A 16,726-nucleotide genomic window follows, 5' to 3' on the forward strand; every position below is an offset into this window, starting at 1 on the left:
CTTGAGGGCGCCCCCGCCGGCAAGCCGTGCTGCTACGGGATCCGGTTCAATAAAAATGTCGGGCCAGGAAGTTGCCACCCAGCAACAGTCGATCGATCCAGAACAACTGATGCGCCAACACAATCAGCCAGAACACCGTCTGATACGACACCTTGCGTGTCTTGTGTCGAAACACCTGCTGCGCCACCAGCGCACCCGGCCAGCCGCCCAGTAACTCCGTGGCGTGCAGGAGTTTTTCCGGGGTGCGCGGCCCCTGCTTGCGAGCCTGGCTTTTGTCATGGCCATACAGGCCGAAGGCAATCGCGCTGAGCACCGGGTAAACCAGCAGCGGCAGCCACGAGCCGCCCCGCAGCCCGATGGAAATCACCCCATACAGCGGCAATGCACAGAGCAAGGCCATGGCGGCGAGCTTCAACTTGAGAAACCGCACGGATGCCTTGTCCGTGCGGCTGGCGGTCCTGGTTTGCGCGCGCGGGTTCACCGCATCAGGCCTGGGCACTGGACCAGTCGACCCAGCCGAACGCCCAGGTCGCCAGGATCAGCAAGCCGAAGGCAATGCGGTACCAGGCAAACACTGCATAGCTGTGGGTGGCGATGAACTTGAGCAGGCCGCGCACGGCGATCATCGCGAAGATGAACGAGGTGATGAACCCCACCGCGAACACCGCGAAATCATCGGGCTGAAACAGGTTGCGGTATTTGTAGCCGGAGTACACCGACGCCGCGACCATGGTCGGCATGGCCAGGAAGAAGGAAAACTCCGTGGCGGTCTTGCGCGACAGGCCGAACAACAGGCCGCCGATAATGGTCGAGCCGGAACGCGAAGTGCCGGGAATCATCGCCAGGCACTGGGCAAAACCCACTTTCAACGCATCGACCCAGGTCATCTCGTCCACGGTGTTCGCATGCACCTGGTGCTCGCGGCGTTCGGCCCAGAGCATGACAAAACCACCCAGCACCAGCGCCGCAGCGACCGTGATCGGGTTGAACAGGTAATGGTGGATCAGGTCGGAGAACAGCACCCCCAGTACCACGGCCGGCAACACGCCGACGATCAGGTTGAGGGTGAAACGCTGCGCCTGCGGCTTTGTCGGGAGGCCTGTGACCACCTCGAAGATCTTGTGACGAAATTCCCACATCACGGCCAGGATCGCGCCCAACTGGATGATGATGTTGAACGCCATCGCCCGTTCGCCACCAAACCCGATGAGGTCGGCGACAATGATCTGGTGCCCGGTGCTGGAGATCGGCAAGAACTCCGTCAACCCTTCCACTACCCCAAGTATCAACGCCTGTGCGGCGGTCCAAAGATCCATCATTCCCCCAAAAAAAATGGAGCCCGCTCATGGCGAGACTCTCTTGAAATGTTCTGAGCACTGTTACGCGAACGATAAACGGTCCGATGTCAAAAAATCGCATGAACAGTCAAGATTTGCGGTGCCATGCACTCGCGCGCCGCGATCCTACCAGAGCCTTGTGGCAAACGCTCTAGCAAGGCTGTGTCAGGATCGCGGCGCGCAGGGTTCGACAGCTCACACGTCGATAGTTCGCAACCTCTGTCGCAATCGTGCCGCCACAACGCACGCCAAACGGCTTACAATCGCCGGCCGATTCATTCCCCCCTTTTCGAATGCAGGAGTCTTCATGTCCGGGCTTGAGCTGTTCGCCGCAGCACTGGGTGTCATCGCCGTCTGGCTGACCGTCAGGCAGAACCCCTGGTGCTGGCCGATTGGCCTGGTGATGGTGTTGCTCTACACCTGGATTTTCTTCGACGTGAAGCTCTACTCGGACATGCTGCTGCAGGTTGTCTACGCCGTGTTGCAATTGTATGGCTGGTGGCAATGGACACGCCGCGGCGAAGTCATCGAGGTCCGTCGCGTGACGTCCCTGGGGGCCGGCCCGCTGGCCCTGAGCCTGGCCATCGGCGCAGTGGTCAGCCTGGCGCTGGGCGCTGCCATGGCCCACTTCACCGACGCCGCCCAACCCTGGCTCGACGCGGCCCTGACCGGTTTCAGCCTGGTGGCCCAGGTGTGGATGGCGCAGAAGCGCCTGCAGTGCTGGCCGTTGTGGATCGTGCTGGATGTCATCTTCGTCGGGCTGTTCCTCTACAAAGATCTGTACCTGACGGCGGCCCTGTATGGCCTGTTCACCTTGCTGGCCGTGCAGGGCTGGCGAGACTGGCGCGCCGATCCGGCCATGGCCCGTTGACGCTCCCATGAAGGTATTGGTACTGACAGGCCCGGAGTCCAGCGGCAAGAGCTGGCTGGCCGAACACATCCAGCGGCATTTCGGTGGCGAACGGGTTTCCGAATACGTGCGCTATTTCATCGAGCAGGAAGAGCGCGACACCTGCTACGCCGACATCCCCGCCATCGCTCAAGGGCAATTGGCCTGGGAAGATGCCGCCCGCGCCCGCGCGCCTGAACTGTTGATTCTGGACACACACTTGCTCAGCAACATCCTGTGGAGCCAGACCCTGTTCGGTGACTGCCCGCCCTGGCTCGACCAGGCCCTGGCCTCAAGGCACTACGACCTGCACCTGCTGCTGTCCCCGGACGGCGTGGAGTGGGTCGGCGACGGCATGCGCTGCCAGCCGGGCTTTGCCGAGCGCTGGGCGTTCTTCGAAGGGTGCCGGAGCTGGCTGGTCGAGACCGGGCAACGGTTTGAAGTGATCGACGGCAGTTGGAGCTACCGCAAGGACCGGGCGTTTGCAGCGGTGCAGCAGCTGCTGGAGACTGCGCAACGCTGAGTCGAATGGCGTGCATTCGACTGGTTTCTTATTGCCCGCCTGTCATTCGCGAATGACTTCGCTCTCTCACAGGACAACAGGCCGGGTTCAACGAATCTGGTGTTTGTGCAATAACCGGTAAAACGTTGGCCGGGATATGCCCAGCACCTTGGCCGCCACGCTGAGGTTGTCGCTGTGGCGGGTCAGCACGTCGCACAGGGCCTGGCGTTCGGCCCGTGATTTGTACTCGTCCAGGGTGCCCATGCTGGAGCTGATTTCTTCCTCGCCCAGCAACCCCAGGTCAAAGGCTTCGATCTGTCTGCCTTCGGCCAGTACCAGGCCACGGCGCACCCGGTTTTCCAGTTCGCGCACGTTGCCGGGCCAGTCGTGCTTGCCCATGGCCACCAGCGCGTCCTGGCTGAAATTGCGCGGCCTGCGCCCGGTTTCCTGGCTGTAGAAATGGGCGAAATGATTGGCCAGCAACGCCAGGTCACCATGGCGCTCCCGCAGCGGTGCCGTCCCGACTTGCAGCACGTTGAGGCGGTAGTACAGGTCTTCGCGAAAGCGCTTCTTGCGAATGGCGGCTTCGAGATCCACATGGGTGGCGGCCAGAATCCGCACGTCCACGGCGACCCGCTCCCCGGCAATTTCGATGTGCCGGTCCTGAAGAAAGCGCAGCAGATTGGCCTGCACGTCCAGCGGCAGGTCGCCAATCTCATCCAGGAACAGCGTGCCGCCATGGGCCGCTTCAATTCGCCCCGGCCTGCGCTGGCCGTCTTCGTCCTGGCCGAACAACTCCACCTGCAATTGCTGCTCGCCGGTGACGCTGCAATTGATCGACACGAACGGCTGATTGCGCCGCTGGGACTGCATGTGCAGGGTACGCGCTACCAGCTCCTTGCCGGTGCCGGGTTCGCCACGGATCAGCACCGGTGACTCGGTAGGCGCAAGCTTGGTCAGCAGGCGCCGCAGTTCGCGGATCGGGCGGCTCTCCCCGAGCATTTCATGCTCCGGCCCACTGCCGTAATTGGCGCCCTGGGCACGCAGCCGTGCCATGCCATAGGCGCGGCCCAGGGTGACCTGCACCCGAGCGACGTCGAACGGCAAGGTGTGGAAATCAAAAAACCACTCGCAGACGAAATCGCCGATCAACTCTCGGCGCAGGTCGTCGGCAGTCAGTACCGCGATCCATTCGGTGTTACTGCGGGTGATCAATTCCTTGATCAACTGCGGCTGCTCGAAATGCTGCGGCATCAGGCGAATCAGGCCCACGTCACACGGATGGGAGGCAGCCGACTCCAGCGCGCAGCTGTCCACTTCCCATCCGGCTATGCGCAGGCCGGGAATCAGGCGCAGACATTCATCACAGGGTTCGACAATTAACAGGCGGCGGATTGATGCCATCTCATGCATATCAAGTTCCTTGGCGCCACGATTCGAATAATATTCCGTAGCAAAAACATTTTTAGAAACAGTGTCTTGGCAGCCTTGAAATGTACATTAGCAATGTTTTTGACGCGCGCTTGGACCGTTTGAATCTAAGGCTCAGATCGAAAGGTGCTTAGAAAGATCAAAAAGGCATTAAAAAGGTAATCAAACTACTGGATCAGTATTGAAACACCCGTCCACAGGCAGAAACGCCGGCTGTAAACAGCACGGATCGCAAAAAAACGTTGATAAATTGAAAAATATCGAAATATCTTGTGACTCAACACCGGGGGCCGGTCATCAGTACAAGTAGCTGAACCAATGACTCTGCCGACTGGGAAGCCCGCCATCGGTGATTGAATGTTACGGGCACTTGAGGACTTTCCATGAACGCCCCTTTGCGCTTTAACGATGCTTTGCTGATCGCCGGTCACGCCTTCGAACCCTTCCAGTGCGTGGCCTGGTCCGCACAGGATGGCAATGGCGAGCTGAGCCTGACGGTCGTCGATCGCACCAGCACCCGCATTGGCCGCAAACAGATTCCAAGCAGCACCTATCGCGATCCACAGCAACTGGCCCAGGCACTGGAACAGGCCCGCGCCGAGATCAGCGGTGAAGGTTACCGTCTGGAGCCGTGGACCATGCCAGCCTGACAAGCGGCAGCGCCCCCAAGATCGCCCCGCCGGCAAGCCGTGCTGCTACGGGGGCGAGGTGAAGCGCAAAGGGCGTGAACACCCAGCGCCCCGACGCCGGCAAGCCGGACTTCTACGGGACTTCGGTGAATGCGTATCCCGAGCACACCACATCCCCGTAGCAGCCGGGCTTGCCCGCGGGAGCGATCTTGGGGGCCCCGACGCCGGCGAGCCGGACTGCTACGGAAAAGGGGGTGTATGCAAAATTGGCGTACGCAGAAAACCTCGTAGCAGTCCGGCTTGCCGGCGTAGCGATATCAGGGTGTTCACCCGCCCCAGCCGCTACCCAAGCTCGTCGATGTGCCGATATTCGGCATCCAGCAAGCGAGCAAGCTCATGCGCCCTGCCCAGCCGGATCGGTCCACGTTCGATATCGATCAACAGGCTCGGGCAGGCAAACGCGCTGACCGGCGAAATTTCCTTGATACGCCCATCGGTCAGAATCACCACCCGCTGCGCCTCCGCCGGGTAACGATCAAGCCGTTTGGCCAGCCATTCCCCCGCCTGCCCGATCGCTTCAAGCAATGGCGTGCCGCCCCCTGCACCCAAGGCTTCCAGCCAGGGCTGCAACGCCGCCCCTGCCTTCAACCCATGCTGCTGCCAGCGCGCGCCGCCACCACTGGCGGTGAGCAAGGCCAGCCGCGCCCGCTGGCGATAGGCATCATCGAACAACTGCGCCAACAGCCCTTTGGCCTGGCTCAAGGCCTGGTGCCGCCGGGTCGAAGCCGATGCGTCGACAATCACCAGCCACAGCGCCTGCGCCTTGTGTGTACGCGGCTGACGAACCAGATCGGCGCGGCGCTGCGGACGGCCGCGCAGCAGTGTCGGCACCCAGGCAATAGCGCCTTCGCCACCGGCCCGGACTGAACCGCTCTTGCCGCCGTCAAGCCTGCCCGGCCGGGGGTTGGCATTCGCCCCCATGCTCTTGCGGGGGCGAATGCCTAAGGCTTTTTTGGCCAGCTGGGCACTTCACGCCGTGCGCCAGTGGCAACGGGCTGCGCCGGCATCCGGCCCCAATTGCCCTCGCCCTGTTGCGGCGGGTTTTGGCTCGTCTGGCCAGAGCTGTCCTGATTCGGCGCGGTTGGCTGCTGCGGCGGGCTTTCGCGACGACGATGGCGCAAGGCAAATTCGGCCACCGCGTCGATGTCCTCGTCCGCAATGGCTGACGCCCCGCGCCAGGCCGCATGGGCCCGAGCCGCCCGCAACCACACCAGGTCCGCACGCAGGCCATCGACACCGGCCGCAAAGCAGCGCTCGGTGATCTTCGAGAGGCTCGCATCATCCAGCTCGATGCCAGCCAACAAACTGCGTGCCGTTTCGCAACGTGTCTTCAGCGCCTGCTGCTGCCCGGCCCACTGCTCGCAAAACGCTTCAGGCGCTGCGTCGAAATCCAGGCGGCGACGAATAATCTGCCCGCGCTGTTCAGGCACCGTCTGCCCACTCAGGGCGACGTTCAAGCCAAAGCGGTCGAGCAATTGCGGGCGCAGTTCACCCTCTTCCGGGTTCATGGTGCCAATCAATACGAATCGCGCTGGATGCTTGTGGGAAATGCCGTCACGCTCGACCAGGTTGACCCCACTGGCCGCGACATCCAGCAACAGGTCCACCAGGTGATCAGGCAGCAGATTGACCTCATCCACATACAGCACGCCGCCATCGGCCTTGGCCAGCACCCCCGGAGAAAAACTGGCCCGGCCCTCGCCCAGCGCCGCATCCAGGTCCAGGGTGCCCACCAGCCGTTCCTCGGTGGCGCCCAGCGGCAAGGTGACGAACTGACCACTGGCCAACAGGTCGGCCAGCCCGCGAGCCAGGGTCGATTTGGCCATGCCGCGGGGCCCTTCGATCAGCACGCCGCCGATCTTCGGGTCGATGGCCGTCAGGCACAGCGCCAGCTTCAGCTCGTCGGCACCGACCACGGCAGCCAGCGGGAAATGTGGGGTGTCGGTCATAGGCAACTCAGGTCTCTTCTATATCCAGCAACAGGTTTTCCAGCGCCTGGCGATACTCGCCCGGTTCCTGCCACAAACCGCGCTGCTGGGCTTCGAGCATGCGCTCCGTCATGTCGCGCAAGGCATCGGGGTTGTGCTGCTGGATGAAGTCCCGGGTGGAAGCATCGAGCAGGTAGGCATCGGCCAGCAGGGCGTACTGGTGATCGTCGATCAGTTCGGTGGTGGCATCGAAGGCGAACAGAAAATCCACGGTCGCGGCCATTTCGAACGCGCCCTTGTAGCCGTGGCGCTTGACCCCTTCGATCCACTTCGGATTGGCCGCCCGCGAGCGCACAACCCGGTTGAGTTCTTCCTTGAGGCTGCGAATCTTCGGCAGGTCCGGCTGGCTGTGGTCGCCATGGTAACTGGCGACGGTTTCGCGGCTCAGGCTTTCGGCTGCCGCCAGCATGCCGCCCTGAAACTGGTAGTAATCATTGGAATCGAGCAGGTCGTGCTCGCGGTTGTCCTGGTTCTGCACCACGGCCTGCACCTTGCTCAGGCGGCGGGCGAAGTCGCTGCGCGCCGGGGTGCCTTCGTCGCCTGCGCCATAGGCATAGCCGCCCCAGTTCAGGTACACCTCGGCCAGGTCCTCGCGGGTCTGCCACAGGCGGCCGTCGATGGCGTTCTGCACACCTGCGCCATAGGCGCCGGGCTTGGCGCCGAAGATCCGCCAGCCAGCCTGTTTCGCCGCCTGCTCGGCACTCAGCCCTTCGCGCTCGAACTGCTCGCGCTCCTGGCGCACGCGGGCGGCCAGCGGGTTCATGTCATCCGGCTCATCCAGCGCGGCCACCGCCTGCACAGCGGCATCGAACAGGCGGATCAGGTTGGCGAAGGCATCGCGGAAGAAGCCGGACACCCGCAGCGTCACATCCACCCGCGGACGGTCCAGCAGACTCAGCGGCAGGATCTCGAAGTCATCGACCCGCTGGCTGCCCGTGGCCCACACCGGACGCACGCCCATCAGCGCCATGGCCTGGGCGATGTCATCGCCGCCGGTGCGCATGGTCGCCGTGCCCCAGACTGACAACCCCAGTTGACGCAGGTAATCACCATTGTCCTGCAAGTGCCTTTCCAGCAAGAGATTGGCCGATTGAAAGCCGATTCTCCAGGCGGTCATGGTCGGCAGGTTGCGCACGTCTACCGAGAAGAAATTGCGCCCGGTGGGCAACACATCCAGCCGCCCGCGACTCGGCGCGCCGCTGGGGCCGGCAGGCACGAAGCGGCCGCCCAAGGCATCCAGCAGGCCACGCATTTCCGCCGGGCCGCAGTGGTCCAGCCTTGGCGCCACGACTTCTATTACTGCATTAACAACGAGTTCTAATTCATTGTTTTCAATCAATTTATAGCCATGCTGGCCGTCGAGGATCTGCGTCAGCATCTGCTGCGCGTACAGCTCCAGACGCTCGCGGGTATCGCCGGTCGTGCGCCAGGGATCTGCACTGACTTCATGTAGTTCCTGAGGTTTCGGGCCACTCCACGGCTCGCCCAACGTACAGTCCAGCGGGTCGAAGCCCAGCTCGAACGCATGGCTCAAGGCACGCAACAGGCTGGCTTGAGCACCTTTGCCATCACCGCGCGGCACTCGCAGAATCGCCAGCAGCGTGTCGATGCGCAAGCGGCCTTCCGGGGACTGGCCGAAGATGTGCAAGCCATCGCGAATCTGCGACTCCTTCAAGTCGCACAGGTAAGTGTCCAGGCGTGGCAGCCAGATGGCCGCGTCGGCATCTGCGTCCAGCCCTTCATCCAGCGCCAGTTCGCGGTCGATGTGGGTTTCGCGCACCAGCCGCAGGATGTCTTTCTGCAGCTCCCGCGCGCGCCGTGGGTCCAGCAACTGCGCCTCGTAGTACTCGTCCGCCAGCAGCTCCAGGTTGCGCAACGGCCCGTAGGTTTCGGCGCGGGTCAGCGGCGGCATCAGGTGGTCGATGATGACCGCCTGAGTGCGGCGCTTGGCCTGGGCACCCTCGCCCGGATCGTTGACGATGAACGGATAGATATTGGGCAGCGGCCCCAGGATCGCATCCGGCCAGCACTGCTCCGACAGACCGACGCCCTTGCCCGGCAGCCACTCCAGGTTGCCGTGCTTGCCCACATGAATCACCGCGTGGGTGCCGTAGGTCTGGCGCAGCCAGAAGTAGAACGCCAGGTAACCATGGGGCGGAACCAGATCCGGGTCGTGGTAGACCGCACTGTGATCGACGTCATAGCCCCGCGCCGGCTGGATGCCAACGAAGGTCAGGCCGAAGCGTAGCCCGGCGACCATCATCCGCCCGTTGCGGCACATCGGGTCGTTCTGTGGCGAACCCCAGCGCTGCATCACCGCATCGCGGTTGGCCTGTGGCAAGGCGTCGAACGCCGCCAGGTATTCGTCCATCGCCATGCTTTGATGGCAAGGGCGCTGATCGAGGCTGTCGGGGTCGTTGGTCACGCCGCCCAGCAAAGCGTGGATCAGGGCCGTGCCGCTGTCCGGCAGGTCCTGGACCGGGTAGGCCTCGTCCTGCATGGCCTTGAGAATATTCAGGGCCGCCGCCGGCGTGTCGAGCCCGACGCCATTGCCGATGCGCCCGTCGCGAGTCGGGTAGTTGGCGAGGATCAGCGCCACACGCTTGTCGGCGTTGGCAGTGCGCGCCAGCAATACCCAGCGACGCGCCAGCTCGGCGACGAAATCCATGCGCTCGGGTTGCGCCCGGTAGCACACCACATCGGACTGGCTGCGCTCGCTGCGCCAGGCCAGGTCCTTAAAACTGATGGGCCGGCTGATGATGCGTCCGTCCAGTTCCGGCAGCGCGATGTGCATCGCCAGGTCACGTGAACCAAGGCCCTGCTCGCTGGCCTGCCAGGCCGGTTCGTTGTCCTGGGCGCAGATCGCCTGGATCACCGGGACATTTAGACGAAACGGTCGTAAATGCGGTGCCTCTGGGCTGGACTGGGCAAAACCGGTGGTGTTGAGGATCACTTCGCACTCGGCCTGATCCAGCCAGTCCTGCACGGCCTCAAGACAAGCCGGCTCCTTGAGGCTCGCCACGGCGATGGGCAACGGGTTCAATCCCTGGGCGACCAGCCGCTGACAGAACACGTCGATGAAGCCGGTATTGGCCGCCTGCAAATGCGAGCGGTAGAACAGCACGGCGGCCACGGGATGATCGACCTGCCATTCGGCCTGCCAGTCAGCCAGGGTCGCGCTGGCCTTGTGCGGGTGATAGATCGCCGTGCGCGGCAGGGTTTGAGGTTCTTCCCAGGCGTAGTCGCGGTCCAGGCAACGGCTGGCCAGGCAATTGAACAGCTGCAGGGCATTGTGCTTGCCGCCCTGGCGCAGGTAGTGCCAGAGCCGCTCGCGGTCCTCGGCAGGTTCAGTGCTCAGGTCGCTGAGTTCCGGGTCGGGGCGGTCGTCGCCCGGCACCAGAATCAGCTTCACGCCCGCACCTTTTCTGGAGGCCGCTGCCAGCTCCACCAGCCGTTCGACGCCGTAACGCCAGTAGCCGATGCCACCGTGCAGGGAAATCAGGATGACTTTGGCGTGGCGCAGCACTTCGTCGACATAGAGATCGACCGAAGCGTGGTTCTGCACCTGCATCGGGTTGGCCAGGCGCAGGCTCGGGTAGTCGTCAGGCAACTGCTGGGCAGTTTCCGCCAGCAGCGCCAGATGGGAGTCACCGCTGCACAGGATCACCAGATCGGCAGGCGTCTGTCCCAGGTCGGCGATGCTGTCGTCGGGGACAAAGCCGCCGGGCTGGGTGCGCAGCAGGTGCATGGATCAGCCCTGAATCGCAGCGCGCAACTGGGCTTCGAGCACGGCGGCGTCCAGATCCTGACCGATCAGCACCAGATGGCTGACGCGTTCTTCGTCGGATTTCCAGGCGCGGTCGAAGTGCTTGTCGAAACGCGTGCCCACGCCTTGCACCAGCAGGCGCATAGGCTTGCCGGGAATCGCCGCGAAACCTTTGATCCGCAGAATGCCGTGTTGCACCACGGCCTGGGTCAGGGCATCGAGCAGCAGCGCTTCGTCGGCCTGGGGCAGCGAAATGGAAATCGAGTCGAAGGCGTCGTGATCGTGGTCATCGTGATCGTCGCCTTCGTGGTGATCGTGGTGGGTCTTGCGGCCATCGATGTGCAGCTCGGACTCGGCGCCCAGGCCCAGCAACACGTTGATCGGCAACTGGCCCTTGCTGGCCTCGATGATTTTCACCGCAGGCGGCAGTTCTTCGGCGACTTCGGCACGCACGGCAGCCAGCGCCTGGGCATCGAGCATGTCGGCCTTGTTCAAGACCACCAGGTCAGCACTGGCCAGTTGGTCGGCGAACAGCTCGTGCAGCGGCGATTCGTGATCCAGGTTCGGATCGAGCTTGCGCTGGGCGTCGACCTGATCCGGGAACGCGGCGAAGGTACCGGCCACCACCGCAGGGCTGTCGACCACGGTGATCACCGCGTCAACGGTGCAGGCGTTGCGGATTTCCGGCCACTGGAAGGCCTGTACCAAGGGTTTTGGCAGGGCCAGGCCCGAGGTTTCGATGAGGATGTGGTCCAGATCGCCGCGACGGGCAACCAGCTCCTGCATCACAGGGAAGAACTCCTCCTGCACGGTGCAGCACAGGCAGCCGTTGGCCAGTTCGTAGACGCGGCCGTTGGCTTCTTCCTCGGTGCAGCCGATGGTGCATTGCTTGAGGATTTCGCCGTCGATGCCCAGCTCGCCAAACTCGTTGACGATCACCGCGATGCGGCGGCCTTCGGCGTTGTCGAGCATATGGCGCAGCAGCGTGGTCTTGCCCGAGCCCAGAAAGCCGGTAACGATGGTGACGGGGAGTTTGGCCAGTGTTTTCATCGGATGCCCTATGGGGTAGCGGCGGGCAAACAGGACGAGAACCGCGCAGCCGTCGCGCTGGACAGGCCTGCTGTTCGATTCGCCACCGGATCACCCCGCCCGGTTGTAATGAGAATTCGTGGACGTGGCGTCCGCTTCGAGGCAGGTCTCCTGGCTCACGGTGGCGAGGCTGACGCAGGTCAGGCCGCTCGCGTCCATCGCGCCTTCCCGCTCGCGCAGTGGCTGTGCAATGAACATGACCGTTTACAGTTGCGGGGGCAGCTATGGCGTCGAACCACATTCCCTTCTTAGCACCGCAGCCTGTTTGACAGGCACAACGGTGAACCTCAAGTGCGCAAGGCTACGCAGTGCCTTGGCTAAGGTCAACGAGCAAACCGGGGAGACGGGGGCAAACGCGCCTTGCGCCGATTGACTGATCCTGCGCCCCATGCTCTCCTACACACCTTGTTACGGGTGCCCTTCACAGGGTGAAACGGGAAACCGGTGCGTGCGAGCCCCATGGTTCGTGCAAGTCCGGCGCTGCCCCCGCAACGGTAAGCGAGCGAAGAGTCAGATCCACTGTGTCGGTCAGCGATATGGGAAGGCGATTCTTGAAGGCAGATGTCAGGCCCCTCGCAAGCCCGGAGACCGGCCCGACAACGTTCACATAACAAACCCGCGGTGGGCGGGTGCAGTTGCGTTCATCACTGACGTGCGTCAGTGGTGTGCCTTGCGCCTTCCCGTTCGCTGCTACTTTCAGAGGGAAGCGCCATGTCGATCACCACGACCAACCAGACCAGCACCCAGACCGCCAGCTCCGCCGGCACCCAGAGCCAGCGCCTGACTGCCGCCGTCAGCGCGATGATTCTGGGCGCGTGCCTGGTTTATTTCGCGGGTTTCTCGCACATCGATGCCGTGCACAACGCCGCGCACGACACCCGTCACAGCTCCGCCTTCCCTTGCCACTGAGACCTGCCGCCATGTTCAAGCGTATCGCTCAAACAGCCGGTTTCACTGGCCTGCTCGCAGCCCTGCTGCTGACCCTGGTGCAGAGCTTCTGGGTAGCGCCGTTGATCCTGCAAGCCGAAACCTATGAAAAAGCCCCTGCCGCCGAAATGCACGAGCACGCCCACGAGCATGGCGACGCAGCCATGGCCGGCCACGTGCACGATGAAGAAGCCTGGGAACCCGAAGACGGCTGGCAGCGCGTGCTGTCCACCACCGGCGGTAACCTGGTGGTCGCGGTGGGCTTCGCCCTGATGCTGGCGGCGCTTTACACCTTGCGCGCTCCGTCGAAAACCAGCCAGGGCGCGCTCTGGGGCCTGGCCGGTTTCGCCGTGTTCGTCCTCGCCCCTACCCTGGGCCTGCCGCCGGAACTGCCGGGCACTGCCGCCGCCGACCTGACCCAGCGCCAGATCTGGTGGATCAGCACCGCCGCCTCCACCGCCGTGGGCCTTGCGCTGATCGTGTTCGCCCATAACTGGCTGCTCAAGGTGCTGGGCGCGGCCATCCTGGTGGTGCCGCACATCGTCGGCGCCCCGCAGCCGCTGGTGCATTCGGCACTGGCGCCTGAAGCGCTCGAAGCCCAGTTCAAGATTGCCTCGCTGCTGACCAACGCGGTGTTCTGGGTGGCAATGGGCCTGATCAGTGCCTGGCTGTTCCGTCGTCATGACGCCCACGCTGCACAGCCTGGCCTGAACCACGCGGTATGAATGAGGCAGCCGCAAGGCCGATCCTGGTGATCGGCCTGGGCTGCCAGCGCGGTTGCCCGGCACTGGTGCTGCGCGGTCTGATCGAGGTGACGCTGGTCGAGCATCGGCTGGCACTGTCAGACATCACGGCCCTGGCCTCCATCGACAGCAAGTCGACGGAGCCGGGGTTGCTGGAACTGGCCGAAGAGCTTGGATTGCCGCTGCATTTTTTCAGCGCGCAAGAAATGGCCGCCTTCGAGCCGCAACTGACCCACCGCTCACTCATCGCCTTCGACACCACCGGCTGCTACGGTGTGGCGGAGAGCGCGGCGCTGGCGTTGGCGGCGCGTTTGACGGGCAGTACGTCCAGGCTGTTGATACAACGGCGTAAAACCTCCCGCGCCACTTTTGCGCTGGCCTCGAACCTGTAGGAGCGCGCTTGCCCGCGATGGCGGTGTGTCAGACGACACAGGTGTGACTGATGCACCGCCGTCGCGGGCAAGCGCGCTCCTACAGGGTGAGATTTGATTTCGGAGATGCAATGACTGTTTTTTTCATCGGTGCAGGCCCAGGCGATCCGGATCTGATCACCGTCAAGGGCCAGCGGTTGATCCGCACCTGCCCCGTCATCATCTACGCCGGGTCACTGGTGCCAGAGGCGGTCCTGGAGGGGCATTCGGCGGTCCAGGTGGTCAACAGCGCCGAGTTGCACCTGGAACAGATCATCGCCTTGATGAAATCCGCTCATGCAAACGGCCAGGATGTGGCCCGCGTGCACTCCGGCGACCCGAGCCTGTACGGTGCCATCGGCGAGCAGATTCGCTGCCTGCGTGAACTCGGTATCCCGTTCGAAATCATCCCCGGGGTGACCGCCACTGCGGCGTGCGCTGCGTTGCTGGGCACCGAACTGACCCTGCCGGACATCTCCCAGAGCGTGATCCTGACTCGTTACGCAGACAAGACCGCCATGCCGGAGGGTGAGGAACTGGGGGATCTGGCGCAGCACAAGGCGACCATGGCGATCCACCTGGGGGTCAACAACCTGGGGAAAATCGTCGCCGAACTGACGCCTCACTACGGTCAGGATTGCCCGATAGCCGTGGTTCACCGGGCCAGCTGGCCGGATCAGGACTGGGTGATCGGGACCCTGGCGGATATCGAACAGAAAGTGCAGGCCAAGGGGTTTAGACGCACGGCGTTGATTCTCGTGGGCCGGGTATTGGGCAATGACGTGTTCAGCGAATCATCGCTGTACCGCGCAGGGCATGCGCATTTGTTTCGCCCTTGAGCCCGCTCCCGCCGGCAAGCCGTGCTGCTACAGGATGGCGGGCGCCGATGAATTCTGTGCCTTGCCTCGGCCCCGTAGCAGCACGGCTTGCCGGCGGGGACATTCTCAAGATCGCTCCCGCTGGCAAGCCATGCTGCTACGGGATATCGACACCATGAAAAAAGCCCCGAACCAGTCGGGGCTTTTTTGCAGCGAAACACTCAGTAATAAGCGTTTTCTTTCTGCGTGTGGTCGGTCACGTCACGTACGCCCGACAGCTCAGGGATGCGCTCGAGCAGTGTGCGCTCGATGCCTTCCTTGAGGGTCACGTCAGCCTGGCCGCAGCCTTGGCAGCCGCCGCCGAATTGCAGCACGGCGATGTTCTTGTCTTCTTCCTCGACCACGTCGATCAGCGTCACCTGGCCGCCGTGGCTGGCCAGACCCGGGTTGATCTCGGTCTGCAGGTAGTAGTTGATGCGCTCGTTGATCGGGCTGTCGGCATTGACCATCGGCACCTTGGCGTTCGGCGCCTTGATGGTCAACTGGCCGCCCATGCGGTCGGTGGCGTAGTCGACCACAGCGTCGTCCAGAAAGGCCTCGCTGAAGGAGTCGATCCAGGCCGTGAAGCTCTTGAGGCCGATGGCCTTGTCTTCCGGTTTTTCTTCGCCGGGCTTGCAGTAGGCAATGCAGGTTTCAGCGTATTGGGTGCCAGGCTGGGTAATAAACACGCGGATGCCGATACCGGGGGTATTCTGCTTCTGCAGCAGATCGGCCAGGTAATCGTGGGCGGCATCGGTAATGGTAATAGCGGTCATGAAAATTCCTCGCAGACGTGGGGCGCAGTCTACGCCATTCCACGTCAACTGACAAAGTCCTAGTATTTCACTCAACTAATGCGAATGAAAATAAATTCTCATGAAAGCGCGGCCTCACGGGACGTCCTGCGGCTGTCCAGCCAACCCTTCATGCGTCGGTACAGGCCCTTTTCGATCCACTCGTAACTGAGCCAGGCGCCCAGCGCGATCACCGGCACGCAGATGGCGAACGCCAGGTATGGGTTCAGGCCATAGCGCTCGCTGGCCAGCCAGCCCCCATACAGCACCAGCACGTGCAGCAGGTACACCGAGTAGGAACAGTCGCCCATGGTCTTCAGCAGGCGACTGCCGCGCATGTACGGTTCCAGCGAGATGCACGCCACCACGATCACCGCGCTCGGCAGGCCCCAGTTGACGATCCGTAGATCCGGGGGCAACTGCTTGATGGTCAGCAACGCCCCGCCGATGGCCAGCAGCGGCAGCCACAGACGTTCGGTGATCCAGCCGCGACGATAAGCGACACCGATGCCAATGCCCAGCAGGAACTCATAGACGATGTCATTGGCGTAGAAGCGGCTGATGAGGCCCGAGCGGCCCAGCACGTCGGTCACGGCGAACAGCGCGGCGGCAATGATAAGCGGTCGCAGGCGTTGCTGGAACAGGAAGACCATGGAAAACAGCACGTAGAACAGCATTTCGTAGTTGAGGGTCCAGCCGACGTTGAGCGTCGGGTAGAGGCCATAGCCACCGGGGTTTTCCGAGGGAATGAACAACAGCGAGAGAATGAAACTCTGCCAATCCACCACCTGATGGGGCAAGAGCGGATGGGCGACCACCACCAAAAGGCCCATGACCAGGGTGTAGAGCCAGTAGGCCGGCACGATGCGGATGATGCGGTTGAGCATGAAGCGGCTGGCGGGAATGTCCTTGTCCACCGTGGAGAGGTAGATCACAAGGCCGCTGATGACGAAGAAGATATCGACGCCCACGGCGCCTTTCTCGGTGAAGAACCGGCCGATCGGGCCGCTGGGATGAAAATCGAAAAAAATCTGCATGAAGTGGTGACACACAACGACCCACGCGGCGAGTGCCCGCAAGGCCTGAACCGAAATCAACATCTGCAACCTCTTGCTTGTCCGGGCTTGACCCACCCTCCAGAACCTCGAAAACGCCATGCCGGGCACGACTGCTCACAGGGTCCGACTTCGACTTTGGCGAAAAGGTTCGGCAAGACTGACGGGCTGCATAATGGCTGCAGGCCATGATTTATAAGGCTTTTCCGGTTTTACCCCGCGTGCATGGGGGTGACATCAATGCGTCGG

16 protein-coding genes and 2 riboswitches are annotated in these 16,726 nt (G+C 62.9%); of the genes, 7 read left to right on the forward strand and 9 right to left on the reverse strand.

Annotation, left to right across the window (positions count from 1 at the left end; all coding sequences use genetic code 11):
* Positions 1 to 46 precede the first annotated feature (46 nt).
* Together NPS29_RS27645 and NPS29_RS27650 are read right to left on the reverse strand one after the other, a co-directional pair.
* Positions 47 to 481 (reverse strand): DUF1294 domain-containing protein, encoded by a 435-nt coding sequence (locus NPS29_RS27645; protein ID WP_425312560.1) that lies wholly within the window; start codon positions 479 to 481, stop codon positions 47 to 49.
* A gap of 4 nt (positions 482 to 485) precedes the next feature.
* A complete protein-coding gene (locus NPS29_RS27650; RefSeq protein ID WP_274136624.1) occupies positions 486 to 1,316 on the reverse strand; it encodes an undecaprenyl-diphosphate phosphatase in 831 nt (276 codons plus the stop codon).
* A 328-nt stretch (positions 1,317 to 1,644) separates the two neighbouring features.
* On the opposite strand from NPS29_RS27650, the gene pnuC reads away from it, so the two are divergent.
* Positions 1,645 to 2,208 carry a nicotinamide riboside transporter PnuC gene (gene pnuC / locus NPS29_RS27655; protein ID WP_274136625.1) on the forward strand — a complete coding sequence of 188 codons (564 nt, stop codon included), beginning with the start codon at positions 1,645 to 1,647 and terminating at the stop codon, positions 2,206 to 2,208.
* A 7-nt stretch (positions 2,209 to 2,215) separates the two neighbouring features.
* Positions 2,216 to 2,749 (forward strand): AAA family ATPase, encoded by a 534-nt coding sequence (locus NPS29_RS27660; RefSeq protein WP_274136626.1) that lies wholly within the window; start codon positions 2,216 to 2,218, stop codon positions 2,747 to 2,749.
* A gap of 87 nt (positions 2,750 to 2,836) precedes the next feature.
* On the opposite strand, the gene NPS29_RS27665 is transcribed toward NPS29_RS27660, so the two are convergent.
* Positions 2,837 to 4,141: a sigma-54-dependent transcriptional regulator gene (locus NPS29_RS27665; protein ID WP_274136627.1), complete on the reverse strand. Its 1,305-nt coding sequence runs from the start codon at positions 4,139 to 4,141 to the stop codon at positions 2,837 to 2,839.
* 401 nt (positions 4,142 to 4,542) lie between these two features.
* Here NPS29_RS27665 and NPS29_RS27670 point away from each other — a divergent pair, with 401 nt between their 5' ends.
* The gene (locus NPS29_RS27670; RefSeq protein ID WP_274136629.1) at positions 4,543 to 4,809 is read left to right on the forward strand and encodes a hypothetical protein; all 267 of its coding nucleotides are present in this window, start codon (positions 4,543 to 4,545) and stop codon (positions 4,807 to 4,809) included.
* A gap of 321 nt (positions 4,810 to 5,130) precedes the next feature.
* Here the strand turns inward: NPS29_RS27670 and NPS29_RS27675 are convergent, their stop codons facing one another.
* The 4 genes from NPS29_RS27675 to cobW are packed head-to-tail and all read right to left on the reverse strand — an operon-like array spanning position 5,131 to position 11,652.
* The gene (locus NPS29_RS27675; protein WP_274136631.1) at positions 5,131 to 5,769 is read right to left on the reverse strand and encodes a vWA domain-containing protein; all 639 of its coding nucleotides are present in this window, start codon (positions 5,767 to 5,769) and stop codon (positions 5,131 to 5,133) included.
* A gap of 20 nt (positions 5,770 to 5,789) precedes the next feature.
* Positions 5,790 to 6,797 carry an ATP-binding protein gene (locus NPS29_RS27680; protein WP_274136633.1) on the reverse strand — a complete coding sequence of 336 codons (1,008 nt, stop codon included), beginning with the start codon at positions 6,795 to 6,797 and terminating at the stop codon, positions 5,790 to 5,792.
* A 7-nt stretch (positions 6,798 to 6,804) separates the two neighbouring features.
* Positions 6,805 to 10,584, reverse strand: coding sequence for a cobaltochelatase subunit CobN (gene cobN / locus NPS29_RS27685; protein ID WP_274136635.1), 3,780 nt, complete (start codon positions 10,582 to 10,584; stop codon positions 6,805 to 6,807).
* 3 nt (positions 10,585 to 10,587) lie between these two features.
* Positions 10,588 to 11,652, reverse strand: coding sequence for a cobalamin biosynthesis protein CobW (gene cobW / locus NPS29_RS27690; RefSeq protein ID WP_274136636.1), 1,065 nt, complete (start codon positions 11,650 to 11,652; stop codon positions 10,588 to 10,590).
* Positions 11,653 to 11,775: 123 nt separating this feature from the next.
* Positions 11,776 to 11,996, reverse strand: a riboswitch (cobalamin riboswitch).
* A 90-nt stretch (positions 11,997 to 12,086) separates the two neighbouring features.
* Positions 12,087 to 12,302: riboswitch (cobalamin riboswitch) on the forward strand.
* 100 nt (positions 12,303 to 12,402) lie between these two features.
* Here cobW and NPS29_RS27695 point away from each other — a divergent pair.
* The 4 genes from NPS29_RS27695 (at position 12,403) to cobM (ending at position 14,610) form a co-directional block, all read left to right on the forward strand.
* Positions 12,403 to 12,600 (forward strand): CbtB domain-containing protein, encoded by a 198-nt coding sequence (locus NPS29_RS27695; protein WP_274136637.1) that lies wholly within the window; start codon positions 12,403 to 12,405, stop codon positions 12,598 to 12,600.
* 11 nt (positions 12,601 to 12,611) lie between these two features.
* Positions 12,612 to 13,343 carry a CbtA family protein gene (locus NPS29_RS27700; RefSeq protein ID WP_274136638.1) on the forward strand — a complete coding sequence of 244 codons (732 nt, stop codon included), beginning with the start codon at positions 12,612 to 12,614 and terminating at the stop codon, positions 13,341 to 13,343.
* Positions 13,340 to 13,753 (forward strand): cobalamin biosynthesis protein, encoded by a 414-nt coding sequence (locus tag NPS29_RS27705; RefSeq protein WP_274136639.1) that lies wholly within the window; start codon positions 13,340 to 13,342, stop codon positions 13,751 to 13,753. The genes NPS29_RS27700 and NPS29_RS27705 overlap by 4 nt, the downstream gene beginning before the upstream one ends.
* 110 nt (positions 13,754 to 13,863) lie before the next feature.
* Positions 13,864 to 14,610 carry a precorrin-4 C(11)-methyltransferase gene (gene cobM, locus NPS29_RS27710; RefSeq protein ID WP_274136640.1) on the forward strand — a complete coding sequence of 249 codons (747 nt, stop codon included), beginning with the start codon at positions 13,864 to 13,866 and terminating at the stop codon, positions 14,608 to 14,610.
* Between the two features lie 200 nt (positions 14,611 to 14,810).
* Here cobM and nfuA read toward each other — a convergent pair whose 3' ends face one another.
* A complete protein-coding gene (gene nfuA / locus NPS29_RS27715) occupies positions 14,811 to 15,404 on the reverse strand; it encodes a Fe-S biogenesis protein NfuA (RefSeq protein ID WP_274136641.1) in 594 nt (197 codons plus the stop codon).
* Between the two features lie 98 nt (positions 15,405 to 15,502).
* Complete coding sequence (locus NPS29_RS27720) at positions 15,503 to 16,522, reverse strand: acyltransferase family protein (protein WP_274136642.1); 1,020 nt, start codon at positions 16,520 to 16,522, stop codon at positions 15,503 to 15,505.
* Between the last annotated feature and the right edge of the window lie 204 nt (positions 16,523 to 16,726).

Source organism: Pseudomonas putida (assembly GCF_028682175.1).
Taxonomy (GTDB): Bacteria; Pseudomonadota; Gammaproteobacteria; order Pseudomonadales; family Pseudomonadaceae; genus Aquipseudomonas; species Aquipseudomonas putida_AD.

What these genes read in the sequence shown, in the direction of transcription:
- NPS29_RS27700 (WP_274136638.1), top strand. Translation starts at nt 12,612, where the DNA reads ATGTTCAAGCGTATCGCTCAAACAGCCGGTTTCACTGGCCTGCTCGCA.
- cobW (WP_274136636.1), bottom strand. Translation starts at nt 11,652, where the DNA reads ATGAAAACACTGGCCAAACTCCCCGTCACCATCGTTACCGGCTTTCTG.
- cobN (WP_274136635.1), bottom strand. Translation starts at nt 10,584, where the DNA reads ATGCACCTGCTGCGCACCCAGCCCGGCGGCTTTGTCCCCGACGACAGC.
- NPS29_RS27695 (WP_274136637.1), top strand. Translation starts at nt 12,403, where the DNA reads ATGTCGATCACCACGACCAACCAGACCAGCACCCAGACCGCCAGCTCC.
- NPS29_RS27670 (WP_274136629.1), top strand. Translation starts at nt 4,543, where the DNA reads ATGAACGCCCCTTTGCGCTTTAACGATGCTTTGCTGATCGCCGGTCAC.
- nfuA (WP_274136641.1), bottom strand. Translation starts at nt 15,404, where the DNA reads ATGACCGCTATTACCATTACCGATGCCGCCCACGATTACCTGGCCGAT.
- NPS29_RS27650 (WP_274136624.1), bottom strand. Translation starts at nt 1,316, where the DNA reads ATGGATCTTTGGACCGCCGCACAGGCGTTGATACTTGGGGTAGTGGAA.
- NPS29_RS27720 (WP_274136642.1), bottom strand. Translation starts at nt 16,522, where the DNA reads ATGTTGATTTCGGTTCAGGCCTTGCGGGCACTCGCCGCGTGGGTCGTT.
- cobM (WP_274136640.1), top strand. Translation starts at nt 13,864, where the DNA reads ATGACTGTTTTTTTCATCGGTGCAGGCCCAGGCGATCCGGATCTGATC.
- NPS29_RS27675 (WP_274136631.1), bottom strand. Translation starts at nt 5,769, where the DNA reads ATGGGGGCGAATGCCAACCCCCGGCCGGGCAGGCTTGACGGCGGCAAG.
- NPS29_RS27680 (WP_274136633.1), bottom strand. Translation starts at nt 6,797, where the DNA reads ATGACCGACACCCCACATTTCCCGCTGGCTGCCGTGGTCGGTGCCGAC.
- NPS29_RS27705 (WP_274136639.1), top strand. Translation starts at nt 13,340, where the DNA reads ATGAATGAGGCAGCCGCAAGGCCGATCCTGGTGATCGGCCTGGGCTGC.
- NPS29_RS27660 (WP_274136626.1), top strand. Translation starts at nt 2,216, where the DNA reads ATGAAGGTATTGGTACTGACAGGCCCGGAGTCCAGCGGCAAGAGCTGG.
- NPS29_RS27665 (WP_274136627.1), bottom strand. Translation starts at nt 4,141, where the DNA reads ATGCATGAGATGGCATCAATCCGCCGCCTGTTAATTGTCGAACCCTGT.
- pnuC (WP_274136625.1), top strand. Translation starts at nt 1,645, where the DNA reads ATGTCCGGGCTTGAGCTGTTCGCCGCAGCACTGGGTGTCATCGCCGTC.